Source organism: Pseudomonas sp. A125 (genome assembly GCF_055409485.1).
Genome location: NZ_JBUZVP010000030.1, coordinates 88,202 through 100,093 on the forward strand (window position 1 = coordinate 88,202; position 11,892 = coordinate 100,093).

Annotated in this window: 12 protein-coding genes; 4 read left to right on the forward strand and 8 right to left on the reverse strand. The window is 57.0% G+C overall.

What is annotated here, in order from left to right:
* Positions 1 to 30: 30 nt before the first annotated feature.
* The 7 genes from ACZRN6_RS29800 to ACZRN6_RS29830 form a co-directional block, all read right to left on the reverse strand.
* Positions 31 to 573, reverse strand: a complete 543-nt coding sequence (locus ACZRN6_RS29800; protein WP_322145669.1) for an acyltransferase — start codon at positions 571 to 573, stop codon at positions 31 to 33.
* Positions 574 to 1,419, reverse strand: coding sequence for a polysaccharide lyase (locus tag ACZRN6_RS29805; RefSeq protein WP_464009522.1), 846 nt, complete (start codon positions 1,417 to 1,419; stop codon positions 574 to 576).
* Positions 1,420 to 1,434: 15 nt separating this feature from the next.
* The gene (locus tag ACZRN6_RS29810) at positions 1,435 to 2,586 is read right to left on the reverse strand and encodes a polysaccharide pyruvyl transferase family protein (RefSeq protein ID WP_322145671.1); all 1,152 of its coding nucleotides are present in this window, start codon (positions 2,584 to 2,586) and stop codon (positions 1,435 to 1,437) included.
* Positions 2,583 to 4,043 (reverse strand): oligosaccharide flippase family protein, encoded by a 1,461-nt coding sequence (locus ACZRN6_RS29815; RefSeq protein ID WP_464009523.1) that lies wholly within the window; start codon positions 4,041 to 4,043, stop codon positions 2,583 to 2,585. The genes ACZRN6_RS29810 and ACZRN6_RS29815 overlap by 4 nt, the downstream gene beginning before the upstream one ends.
* On the reverse strand, positions 4,040 to 5,311 hold the full coding sequence (locus tag ACZRN6_RS29820; RefSeq protein WP_464009524.1) for a DUF6369 family protein: 1,272 nt from the start codon (positions 5,309 to 5,311) through the stop codon (positions 4,040 to 4,042). The genes ACZRN6_RS29815 and ACZRN6_RS29820 overlap by 4 nt, the downstream gene beginning before the upstream one ends.
* Before the next feature lie 128 nt (positions 5,312 to 5,439).
* A complete protein-coding gene (locus ACZRN6_RS29825; RefSeq protein WP_322145674.1) occupies positions 5,440 to 7,668 on the reverse strand; it encodes a polysaccharide biosynthesis tyrosine autokinase in 2,229 nt (742 codons plus the stop codon).
* 45 nt (positions 7,669 to 7,713) lie between these two features.
* The gene (locus ACZRN6_RS29830) at positions 7,714 to 8,154 is read right to left on the reverse strand and encodes a low molecular weight protein-tyrosine-phosphatase (protein WP_322148707.1); all 441 of its coding nucleotides are present in this window, start codon (positions 8,152 to 8,154) and stop codon (positions 7,714 to 7,716) included.
* A 231-nt stretch (positions 8,155 to 8,385) separates the two neighbouring features.
* Here ACZRN6_RS29830 and rfaH point away from each other — a divergent pair, with 231 nt between their 5' ends.
* The 3 genes from rfaH (at position 8,386) to ACZRN6_RS29845 (ending at position 9,668) form a co-directional block, all read left to right on the forward strand.
* Positions 8,386 to 8,907 carry a transcription/translation regulatory transformer protein RfaH gene (rfaH, locus tag ACZRN6_RS29835; RefSeq protein WP_322145675.1) on the forward strand — a complete coding sequence of 174 codons (522 nt, stop codon included), beginning with the start codon at positions 8,386 to 8,388 and terminating at the stop codon, positions 8,905 to 8,907.
* Positions 8,908 to 9,015: 108 nt separating this feature from the next.
* Positions 9,016 to 9,324: a phosphomannomutase gene (locus ACZRN6_RS29840; RefSeq protein WP_322145676.1), complete on the forward strand. Its 309-nt coding sequence runs from the start codon at positions 9,016 to 9,018 to the stop codon at positions 9,322 to 9,324.
* Entirely contained in the window at positions 9,321 to 9,668 is a 348-nt protein-coding gene (locus ACZRN6_RS29845; protein ID WP_464009525.1) for a hypothetical protein, read from the forward strand. The genes ACZRN6_RS29840 and ACZRN6_RS29845 overlap by 4 nt, the downstream gene beginning before the upstream one ends.
* Here ACZRN6_RS29845 and ACZRN6_RS29850 read toward each other — a convergent pair.
* Complete coding sequence (locus ACZRN6_RS29850) at positions 9,620 to 10,243, reverse strand: hypothetical protein (protein ID WP_322145678.1); 624 nt, start codon at positions 10,241 to 10,243, stop codon at positions 9,620 to 9,622. The genes ACZRN6_RS29845 and ACZRN6_RS29850 overlap by 49 nt on opposite strands.
* A 410-nt stretch (positions 10,244 to 10,653) precedes the next feature.
* On the opposite strand from ACZRN6_RS29850, the gene ACZRN6_RS29855 reads away from it, so the two are divergent.
* The gene (locus ACZRN6_RS29855; protein ID WP_464009526.1) at positions 10,654 to 11,742 is read left to right on the forward strand and encodes an LLM class flavin-dependent oxidoreductase; all 1,089 of its coding nucleotides are present in this window, start codon (positions 10,654 to 10,656) and stop codon (positions 11,740 to 11,742) included.
* Positions 11,743 to 11,892 lie beyond the last annotated feature (150 nt).

Below are 11,892 nucleotides of genomic sequence, written 5' to 3' on the forward strand. Positions count from 1 at the left end.
GCATAAATAAGGGTGGGCACACGGGATGCTTTACAAGGCAAACCAGACAGGAAAGTCAGCGCGGTACAGAATGTTTTTATTTCGAGAGCGAATAGGTTTGGCCGGGTTGCCGCCCACGATCGAATAGGCTTCAACGTTGCGCGTCACCACACTGCCTGGATAAACCACCGCACCTTCACCGATAGTGACGCCGGGCATCACCATCACGTTGGGGAAGATCCAGGCGTTGTCTTCAATCACCACGGGCTTGCCGACCAGGCAACTCATCGGGTCATCAATATCGTGGCCCAGGGTATAAATCCGGGTGTTATGGGAAATATTGACGTTGTCGCCGATGCGGATGCCCGCACGGTTATCCAGGTAGCAGTCGTAATTGATCGTGCAGTTTTTGCCTATCGAGCAGTTGCCAAACGAGAACAACACCACCTTGCGGTGAACCGTGGTATTGGCGCCCACCCGGCAGCCGGTTGCCCGCAGCAGAAAACGCCTCAGGTTGAAAAACAACGCCAGGCAGAGCAGCGTGTTGAACAGGGCCAAGGCGGCCTTCTTGATATTCAGTTTCAGGTGTTTCATCTAGTCGCCCTGCCCTGATGCATTTGTCACGCGCTGGGAACTCATCACAAAATTCCGAAAACGGATATGGGTACTGACCGGCGTGGCGAACGACGGGTTGTTGCCCCCGAAGAATGTCGAAAACAGCAAACCATCGATGGTGATGTCCGGGGTGTCCCTGAACGTCAGCCCGGTTTCGGCGTGTACCAACTGTTTGTCGTACCAGATGGAAATCACTCCATCGGCCATGCCCGGGGTATTCAACTTCACGAGTTGTTCCAAGGTGTGCCACTGCCCGACGGTAAAGTTCCAGGCCCCCAGGCCTATTGCTGTCCCCCAGGTTTTACTGGTGGGCAGGTAGGCATAAATCGCGCCCGCGCCCTTTTCTTTCCAGATATAGCGCGTGGAAAAACCGTCATGGCCGTTAGGTATCTTCCCGCCCGTATTGCCGGTGCCCCCGTAGAGGCCCGGCAGTTTCCCGCCTTTTACAAAGTTGAAGTTCTTGTCGAATTTCAATTCATACGTCAGCACCAGGCAATCGCGCCCCGGTTGCGCAAGCGGCGACTTGAATTCAATACCGCCGTAGGGCAAACCCAGGCGCACCATAGAACCCGGGTCGTAGGAACCGGCGGGAAAACGCACGGCGATGTCCTTGATCTTCTGGCTGTAGGCCTTGTTGGTCAGGTTGGCGCTGCCCTTTATGCTGTCCTGCGCCTGGGGACCGTTAAGCCTGTGGGAAGTATCCGGCAGTGACGGGTAGATGTTTTTGATCGGTTGCTCGCAGCGGTCAATTGTCTCGGATGCGCCGCTCGCGGCCATCTGCACTGAGAACGCCACAGCAAGCAGTGTCGAGGCTGAATTTTTCACGTCGATAGCCCGCCTTTATTTTTCATCGACCCATTTCAAAAAGTCGTCGACTGCTTGTTGGGCAATGGACGCTCGCTGCGAGATCTCTTGCTTGAGGTGCTCGGCCATTTGCGCCTTGGATTGCCTGAATTCGCTGATGGTGCTCATGATCACCTCAGGGTTCGGGGTGCTGACCAACCGCGTGCCGCGGGGCAGCATTTCATGGACTTTTTTCAGCTTGTTTTCGATTTCAATGGCGATGGTCGGAAACCCCAGGGACGCCGGCAGGAGGACCCCGTGTGCACGGGCGCTGATAATCACATCGGACTCGACGATCAGTTTCGCCATGAAGCTTTCTGGCGTGTCGCCCGCCGCATCCCAGCACAACCATTGGAACTGGTCGTACTTGTCGATCAGGTGCTGGTCACGTTCTTTGTAGAGCGACACCAGGCGCACCTGCTCGCCGCGTTTGGCCAGTTCGTCAGCCGCCTGCACCATCGCCTTGATGAACTGCTGCCCCTTCGCGTCGTGAGGCCAGTCGCGCAGGATGAAGGACAGGTACTTGGCTTTTTTGAGGCTACCGACTTCCAGGTCTTTGCTGGAGATCCACAGATTGGAAAGCAGGCTGGGGTCGGTGTACACCTCAACGTCGGCCTTTCCAAACGTGTTGCAATGCTGCTGGCTGGTACCGTCGCGCACGGAAATATAGTCACAGCGATTGATCACGCTGACGGCGCGGTCCAGCAGCTTGCCGCCGCCGTCAAATGGGCCCAGGCCGATACAGAACGCCGCGAGACGACGGTGGAAGTAGATCTTGTCGACACCACCACGCATGCCGACATACAACCGCAGCAGCGTGGACGTCAGGTCCGTCTGGGCCTTGATGCTCTTGTACAGCCTGGCCACGATGCCCTGGCGGGCGGTGGCCGCTTTAACCGGCGGGATAAATGAGAAGAACTGGCCTCCGCCGCCCAACACCACCAGGTCGGCCTTGACCGGCTCTTTGATGTGCAGCCACTTGATGCGCGGGTTGAAGTTCCTGGCGATCTGCGGGTGATCGACCCCCACCGCAATATCCGATTCTTTAAAGCGTTTTTTCAGAATATTAATGACGCATAGCATTAATACGTCATCACCCAAATTACCAGGACCGTATGCCCCCCGGATATATACTTTGCTGACATTCATGCTGGGCTTCCATTTTCCACGGGGTCGTTAAACACGGCATTCAAGGCAAACGTCGTTGCAAGAATGTAGATAAATATCAACGCCAGTATCATCAATCGATAGACCATACTTTCAACGTAGGCACTTGAGATAAAACTGACAAAAGGCGATGCCCACAAGACCAATATCCTGGGAGAAACCAGCAACTCCAGAGGGAGTATTTTCTTGTAGACGAAGTACGGCAGGCCGAGCAGGAAATGGATGAACTGGGAGCCGATAAATGCCTTGGCAATCCCGACAGCGCCCTCCTCCCTGAGCCATAGAGCACCCGCTATGAATAACAGGCCCCACAGCACGTTACTCATCACGCTGAACCAGGCCAGGTTCATCACGATCATCTTTCTTGAAATGCCTGACTTGAATGCACTGAGCAGTGATCCAAGAATCACCAGTGTCAACGTGACTTCAAAATCCCGCCCCAGGAAACTACTTCCGTAGAGCTTCGCCAATAACTCGGGAAACATGATCACCGGCTGGATAATCACCAACACCACTAACCAGCCCGACAAGAAGTTCAAGGCGTCCAACTTGCGATTCCTGCCGCCCAGCGCCGCCGCCAGCATCGGCACCAGCACCGAGCCCAATACCACGGAAACATGGGAGAAAATCGCGTTCCATTGCATGGCCGCGGCGTACATGCCCAGCGCCGCAAGCCCGTTGGCAGTTTGGGCCAGCAGCTTGTTCGCAAACCAGTTCATCGGGGCCACCATCAAACCCGTCAACAACACCGGCAGGCCCACCGACAGCACCGCGTGCTTTTCACTGATTGCGCCCTTAAAACTCAGCCTGGTGTCCCGGGCCTTGAGTATTTTCCAGCACGCCAGCGCGCTGAAAAATACGATCAACAATTGAGAACCGGCCAACCCCAACAGCGCGCCGTTCAAGCGGAACTGAACGGTGAGGAAATAAGTCGCCGGGATCGCGACAATCGCGATGATTCCATTGATCGTCGCAATCGAGCGGTACTGTCCCCAGCCAGTCAGGCAGCCTTGAGTCCAGCCCGACAAAATAATCAGCGTGATGGTGCTCAACACAATCAGCGACGCTGCGTTCAGGCTGTCGGTCCCCAGGATGACGCTGGAGAAGAAATGCGGGAAAAACAGCGCTGTCCCGATGATCAGCGCACTGAACAACACCGAAAAAATCAGCGTCAGGGCGATGCCCTTGCCGGTTTTCTCGGCGCTCAGGTCCTTGAACTGCCCGATATGTTTGGCCGTCGCCGTGGTGGTGGCCTGGGCGGCGACGTTGGCCAGCATCACAATCGCGCTCTGGATCAGGCCGTACTCACCAAACGATTGCGCGCCCAATACACGCGCAACCAATATCCCGGTAATCACCACCGACACTTTCGTGGCGACGGCGGAGATGAAGCTCCATGCCGTGCTCGACACGAATTTTTTCAACAGTGTGCTGTTCATCCGGCATTCACCTGCAGGGGCGTGGTTATCAGCGGCTGGCGCGTGCTGAGGATCTTTTTGCGTTGCCGGGCGGCGTGTTCGGCACACACCCGCAGGACGATGGCGCCATACGCGATGCCGATGGCATACGGCTGATAAGGCGTGGCCGAAACAACGAACATCACGCCCAAAAACACGCCGATAGAGACCGCCACCCGGCTGTGCATGTGCTGGGTGATCGAGGTGATGAATACGTACAACAGGTACAACCCGATCAGCCCGTATTTAACGAAGTAGGTTAAGTAAGCACTGTCGATATTTGAGTTCTTGTCATCCAGGCCGCGGTATTCAAACCAGGGAATTTCGAACGGCGTTCCCGCGCCCAGACCCACAACGTAATGCACCGGGTTCATGCCCCGGATCAGCTCCAGCGCGGGGCTGAAGCGCGTTGCCAGTTGCGCGGCCATGCCTTCAGACGACAAACCGTCATTGATTCGATCGGCACCGATCATGTTGCTGATGCCGATAAACGCCATCAGCACCACGGCGCCTGCCAGGGCGGCCCCGAACATGCGCGCAGGCTTTTGATATTGGTGAATGATGATCGCCGCAAACACCGCCACGAAGATGAACCGTGAGTTGGCGATAAACAAACAGATGAGCGAGGTCGCCAGACAGAGGCGTGCGAGCTTTTTTCGCTGTTCAAACAGGCGTGGTTCGATGAAGTAATAGATCAGGTAGGCCACCGCTGCGTAAGTGCCCCCATCAAGATACCGATAGGCGTTTTCTTCGTAGTAGACGTCCTGAAACTTGTACAGCCCCAAGCGTAACCAGGCGATGTCCAGCACGTTGAACGCCGTCATCGCGATCAACAGCTTCAGCACCGTTTGCAACTTCAGGGTTTTTGCGGCGAGGGTCGCGATATTCGTCAGCACGATAAACGACAGGATCATGATAAAAGGCCGAACATCCTTCAGCAGGTACTTGTTCGAGGACTCCAGCAGGCCGCAGGCGAGCAGCACCACATACAGCCCGCACCCGAAGAGCAGCCCGCCCGGCGCCGTCAGTTGGCTCTTCTGCGTGAGCACCTGGCGGATCAGCAACGCACCCAGCCCGCCCACGATGTAGAAGTCAAAGAAGTAGATTCCCTTGAGGGAAATTATTTCGCTGTAGGAGTTGCCGGTAGGAATCACCGACAGCATCACCCCGAACAGCACAATGGAGTACTTCGCACTTTTGACCGCCAGCAAACCCGCCGACAGCGCGATTAGGGATAACAGGTAAAACATGGCTGGGTATTCTTCATGCGTATGTTGAATTTGGCACGCTACCGCCCCAGGATTTTTCGTTCATTTCCTGAAAACGTGGCGTCTAGCCTGCGGTTACTGCGCAGGACGCTGGGGCGCAACGATTTGGATCAGCTTCGATCGGCCTGGTACTCGTACTGGTAATACCCATAGTTGCCGTAGCCATAGCGGGCGGAGGCTTTCTTTTCGACGCCGTTGAAGATCGCGCCCCTGAGCGTGATGCCGTTTTGGGCGAACCGGCGCAGGGTGTGTTCGATCTCTTTGGCCGGGTTCAGGCCGTAGCGCGTCACGATCAGGTTGGTGCCCGACTGCCTTCCTACGATCGCCGCGTCGGTTACGGCCAACAGCGGCGGTGTATCCAGAATCACCAGGTCATAACGTGCGCTGACTTGCGACAACAGCTGGGTCAGGTTGCGGTGCATCAACAACTCAGAGGGGTTGGGCGGTATCTGCCCACGGCTGATGAAGTCGAGGTTTTCAACGCCGGTTTTGTGAATGGCAGTTTCGAGGGTGCACTGATTGGAGAGGACGTCCGAGAGCCCATCCTGGGCAGGCACGCCCAACACCTTGTGCAGGTAGCCCCGGCGCATATCCACGTCGATCAACAATACGCGCTGCCCGGTTTGCGCGATCACCGCGGCCAGGTTGACCGAGACGAAGGTTTTACCCACCTCGGGGCTGGGGCCCGAGATCATGATCCGGTTATTCGGCGCCTCGAGCATCGCGAAGTGCAGGCTGGTGCGCAAACTGCGCAAGGCCTCCACTGCCAGGTCTGTGGGGTGACTGATAGCCAGCAATGAAGAACCGGCATCGGTACGCCCACGGGCGCGGGAAATTTTGTCTTCTTCACCCTTTTGCAGCGTGCTGTAGGGAATCGATGCATACACCGGCAACCCCAATTGCTCGATGGCCTCGGGGCTTTCCAGGCCCCGGTTCAGCGCCTTGCGCAGCAGCACCAGCGCCACGGCCAGGAAACCGCCCAGCAGCGTGGCGATCAACACGATCAAGATCTTTTTCGGCTTGATCGGCTTGAGGTAATTGACGTCTGCGGTGTCGATCAGGCGCACGTTGCCCACGGTGCCCGCGCGCATCACATCCAGCTCCTGGGACTTGTTGAGCAACTGGGTATAAATGGCCGTACCCACCTCGACATCCCGGGTGAGGCTCAACAGTTCCTGCTGAGTGGAGGGCAGGCTCTCTACCCGGCTCGCCAGGCTATGTTGCTTGCTGGTCAGCTCGCCGATCTGGGTGAGCAACGCGCGATACGCGGGGTGCTGGCGGGTGAACTTGCGGTCCATCTCGGCCTGCTGCAGCTTCAACTCGGAGATGCTGGTATCGAGCCCCACGATCTGGTCGAGAATCGCTTTGGTTTCGAGGGTGATGTCCACTGACTTGCTACGGGTCTGGTATTCATTCAAGGCCTTGCCGGCTTTTTCCAGGTCCTTTTTGACCTGCGGCAATTGTTCCTTGAGAAACGCCAGGCTTTGCGCCGCCTCAGCCGAGGTACGCTCCACGTTTTGGCGCACGTAGATGGCCGCGATCTGATTGAGGATGTTGATCGCCTGGTCCGGGTCGGTGCTTTCCAGCGCGAGCCCGATCATGCCCGACTCTTTACCTCGCTCGACCACGTCCAGGTTCTCCTGGTAGTCGAGGATGCTGGTCAGGCGCGCATTGCGCATCACCCGAAAACGCGTGCCAGGCCTGGCGTGCAGTTCTTCAATCTGAAACGCAAGGCCATTTTTCTCGAACAGTTGCCCCGCCTCGCCGGCCGCCAACACCTGGTCATCTTCATCCACCAAGGTGAACTGCGCGTGTTCACCCACGGTCAGGGTCAGCTTCTTGCCCAGTTGCCCGTCGGGTAAGTCCAGCTTGAATATTTTCAGCGACTCGCCACCCCAGGCGAAACTGTCCAGGCCCAGCAGGGGCTCGGCGACTGCACCGGGGTTGGCCTTCTGGAAGCGGCGCGCCAGGAATTCACCCACCACCGGGAAGTACATCGGCTGTACAACAACATCGAGTTTCAGGTTGTCGACGGTTTTGCCAATCACGTAGCGGGACTGGATCAGCTCAATCTCGGTGGCCGACGGCGACTCCTTGCCCAGCATGCCGCCGATGTCCGAAAAGCCCAGCAAGTCGTTCTTTTTCGCTTCAACCTGCAACAGGGCATTCGCCTGGTAGACCGGGGTCGCCAACACCGCATACGCGGCGCCCGTAACCATAAAGGCGCCGGTAATCGCCGCGATCAACCACTTGTGGTCGATCAGTGTTCCAAACAGACCAAGGAGATCAATCTCCTCGTTTTCGTCTTCCTGTGCGGTGATTGCTGGCGCTTGCTGCATAAGTCGGATTCTTAGCCTTTATATCGATTCAAAAAGTAATGACGATCAGCGTACGAGACGCTGCGCCCACGCGTTTACGGCTTCTTCGATCAACGCATAAGCGTGCACAAAAGCAGCTTTCCCTTGGCGATAAGGGTCGCTGATCTCTCGCTCGCCTTGCCATTTCCCCAGCAGCAAGACCTTGCCTCGTGCCTCGGGAGCCATGCGCAGGACGGCACTGATGTGCTGCCGCTCCATCACCAGGATGAGGTCGGCTGCACTGATCGCCTGTGGCGCCAGTTGGGTGGCCTGGTGCTCATCGGCCGGATGACCATGGGCTTCAAGTACCGCACGCGCAGTGGCTTCAATCGGCTTGCCGACCAACGCGGCAATACCCGCAGAACTCACCTTGATCTCGCAGCGACTGAGCGCGCCACGCAAAAGGCTTTCTGCGGTGGGACTGCGGCAAATATTGCCAATACAGACAATCAACACGCTTTTAAACAAGGCACTCTTCCCCGGGTCATCCATTACCCCACAAAGTAATAACTTCAAGCTCATTACTTCACGGCAGTATTTATTACCATGGAACTTTAACTTCCCCCAAAATTATCGCCGGACAAAAAATAACACGCCGACGTTTAACCAGACCTTTTATAACATTCATGACTGCGCAGCCTTTACCGGCTTTAAATTACATAACCGCCGAGATCGCTTTATGTAAACCGAGGAAGTTCCATGAGCGCACGTGCCCACACAGCCTGGTACTTGGTCCACTGTAAATCCCGACAGGACGCGCGCGCCGAGGAGCATCTTCAGCGCCAGGGCTATACCTGTTTCCGGTCTACCTACAAACGCGAACGGCTGATGAAGGGCCAGCGAAAGACCACGCAAGAATCGCTGTTCCCCGGCTATCTGTTTGTTCAAATGAGCCTGCAGGACAGCTGGAGCGCCCTGCGCTCGACCCGCGGCGTGGCACGGATCGTGGGCTTTGGCCCGCACCCGCTGGCGATCAGCGACGCCCTGGTGGGCGAACTGCAGGTACGGGAGCACCACGCGGTCGTGACTTCGCTGCTGCAACCGGGCGAGAGCGTACGCATCAACCAAGGGCCGTTTGCGGAACTGGAGGCGGTGTTTTTGGCCATGGACGGTGAGGAACGTGTGGTATTGCTGATGAACTTCCTGCAACGCGAACAACGAATCAACCTGCCACTGGCAGAAATCAGCCGAGTTCGAGCGAACGCCTGGCATAAAACTTAAACAGACAAAAAATAACACCCAGCTATTTAACAGACTAAAACTAACATCCGGATACTTTTTCACAGCTTCAGAATAAAGTAATACGGGAATAAACAGCGAGGGACGGCCATGAAAAGTTCAAAGCTATTGGTAGAGCGTATCGGCCTGTTTCCCTCTTCGGGAAATATCCACGTCAAGGTGAACAGTTCAACCACGGTCGTTGAACGCATGCAGGTGTTGTATGCCAGCAACTCTCTGGACAGCGACGAATCCTGTACCGGGCTGTCAATGGTCTTTGCCGACTGGCGCTTCAAGTTGCAGGTGAGCAACCCGCTGTCCGTTTGCCTGTGTGTGGAAAGCCGCGGCGACAGCCATTTCATGCAAATTAAGACCGCCGAGTTACTTGCCAACATCTCCTGCACCGAGGAGCGGCCATGAGCATTTATGAGGACCTGAAACGTGCCTACGCCTTGAAAAGGCTCACCACCGCGTTTGAAGGTTTCGTGGGCCTGGCGCCCGACGAACAGTTACCCGCAGAGCACTTTGCGCGCAACACGCGAACCCTGGCGCACTGGCTGGATCATTTGCGCGGCAACGCGCCATTGGACATCACCGATACGCTGTTCAAGCAAATGAAGCGCTCCCAGCGCCGCGGCCATGCCCGACGCTTTAATTGCCAAACCGTACTGCTGGAGCTGCTGGTGGAGAGTAACCTGGCCCTGGACCTGGCGACTTACTCGGCGTTCAACGGCATGGAAGAGGCTCGCCAGGAAGGCTCCTGATGGGCCTGCTCGGCGCCTGAAACGGCCACGGCCACATGGTTGAGCAGTTTTTCGGCGTTGTACTTGGGCACCATCGCACTCAACAACAGAATCACCATCCCCCCACCGATCAAGGATGGGGAAACCTGCACGTCAACCACTTCAAGCCGCCACAGAAACGCCAGCGCCGCCATGCCACCCAGGAAGCCCCCGGCCAACGCCTCGTTGAGCGGGTGAATATAGGGGGCGACGCAATAGGCGCTGAACAAACCCGTGAGCAACATCCCGCCGATAGCCGCTGGCCAGCGCCAATCGGGGTTGACCCGACGCGCCACCAGGCTCATTGCCACCGGCACCATCAGCGAGGTGTTCATGGCGTGACCACTGAGCACGGCGATATCAAAGTGCTGAAGCGACACGCCCCAACCCTTGAAGAGCAACTTGCTGAACGCCACGATGGAATAGGTGCAAGCGATGGTCATCAGCCACCATTTGACCGCCTCGGGCCGGGAATACCAGAGCCAGACGGCGATCACCACTGCGGCCGGAATCATCACGGTGATGCCGCCATATTGCGCCAGTTCTTCGCGTATCAAAGTGCTGTTCCTTACCCGCAAGTTTTCCAGGCCCCAATGAGACCTCAGACCCGGGCAAAACACAACGACGAACCGCGGGCGCCCAGCAGCGTAACAAACTCGCCGGGGGCGATGTCCTGGTCCAGGCCATCGGTCGGGCTTCCTTCCTCATCAAGAACACCGCCAAGTGCGCCGCTGCGGTTTCATGCTATTCACATAAAAAACCTCAGTGAAATTCTATCTGGGAATAACCTAATGCGTTTTAAAATGCGTATTTCTGATAACTACTTAAAATTATGATTCTGTATTTTTATAATTAGGATAGAACCAATCGGCATTTTACAGGCCCGGGCGCCGGCCCTATTTTTAAGACCACAGACCGACCCCCTGCCCGGTGGAGGCTTTATTCCTGCCCTCAACAAGGACTGACCATGAGCATCGAATTTATCGGCTATATCGGCGGCCACCACGCTTCGGAGATCCACCCTCGCAGCGGCCCGACCTTGCAGCCCGAATACGTGGAAACCGTGGCCCGCGCCCACGAAGAGTCAGGCTTTGACCGCGCCCTGGTGGCCTTCCACTCCAACAGCCCGGACAGCACGCTGATCGCCGCTCATGCGGCCAGCGTGACGAAAAAGCTGCAGTTCCTGATTGCCCATCGGCCCGGGTTTGTCCAACCCACCCTCGCCGCCCGGCAATTCGCCACGCTGGATGTGTTCAACGGCGGGCGCACGGCCGTGCACATCATCACCGGCGGCGACGACCGTGAACTGCGGGCTGACGGCAGCCATATCGACAAGGACGAACGTTATGCGCGCACCGACGAATACCTCAGCGTGGTGCGCCAGGAATGGACCAGTGAAAAGCCCTTCGACCATCACGGCACCTACTACCGGTACGAGGGCGCGTTTTCGACGGTGAAGTCGCCGCAGCAGCCACATATTCCGCTGTACTTTGGTGGGTCTTCGGCGGCGGCCATTGCGGTGGCCGGCAAGCATGCGGATGTGTATGCGCTGTGGGGTGAGACCTACGAGCAGGTGAAGGAAGTGGTCACGCAGGTGCGGGCTGAAGCGGCCAAGCATGGGCGTACGGTTCGCTTCAGTTTGTCGTTGCGGCCGATTCTGGCTGAGACCGAGGAGCTGGCGTGGGCGCGTGCTGACAGCATTCTGGAGCAGGCTACGGCGCTGGCTGAGAAGAATGGGTTTGTGCGGCGTGAACCGCCGAATGAAGGGTCGCGTCGGCTATTGGCGGCGGCGGCTCAGGGTTCGCGTTTGGATAAGCGGCTGTGGACCGGGATTGCCGGGCTGCTGGGCGCTCAGGGTAACTCCACGGCGTTGGTAGGCACTGCTGATCAGGTGGCTGAGGCATTGCTCGACTATTACGACTTGGGTATTACGACCTTTTTGATTCGTGGGTTTGATCCGCTGAATGATGCGATCGACTATGGCAGGCGGCTGATTCCGCTGACTCGGCGATTGGTGGCGGAGCGGGACGGTCAGGCGGCTGAAAAAGTGGCCTGATTGAGGGGTTGGGGGTGGATGGTGTGTATATCCGTTATTTAGGTAACGGCCGCTTAGGGTTCCGCTCTTACAGCCACCCCTTTCAAGGTCTTGGTTTAAAATCCCCCAACCGATTCAGTCAGGACGACGAGACTATGTGGGAAAAGGTTT

Coding starts and splice junctions, on each gene's coding strand:
- ACZRN6_RS29800 (WP_322145669.1), bottom strand. CDS start 573: ATGAAACACCTGAAACTGAATATCAAGAAGGCCGCCTTGGCCCTGTTC.
- ACZRN6_RS29810 (WP_322145671.1), bottom strand. CDS start 2,586: ATGAATGTCAGCAAAGTATATATCCGGGGGGCATACGGTCCTGGTAAT.
- ACZRN6_RS29845 (WP_464009525.1), top strand. CDS start 9,321: ATGAGCATTTATGAGGACCTGAAACGTGCCTACGCCTTGAAAAGGCTC.
- ACZRN6_RS29825 (WP_322145674.1), bottom strand. CDS start 7,668: ATGCAGCAAGCGCCAGCAATCACCGCACAGGAAGACGAAAACGAGGAG.
- ACZRN6_RS29855 (WP_464009526.1), top strand. CDS start 10,654: ATGAGCATCGAATTTATCGGCTATATCGGCGGCCACCACGCTTCGGAG.
- ACZRN6_RS29820 (WP_464009524.1), bottom strand. CDS start 5,311: ATGTTTTACCTGTTATCCCTAATCGCGCTGTCGGCGGGTTTGCTGGCG.
- rfaH (WP_322145675.1), top strand. CDS start 8,386: ATGAGCGCACGTGCCCACACAGCCTGGTACTTGGTCCACTGTAAATCC.
- ACZRN6_RS29815 (WP_464009523.1), bottom strand. CDS start 4,043: ATGAACAGCACACTGTTGAAAAAATTCGTGTCGAGCACGGCATGGAGC.
- ACZRN6_RS29840 (WP_322145676.1), top strand. CDS start 9,016: ATGAAAAGTTCAAAGCTATTGGTAGAGCGTATCGGCCTGTTTCCCTCT.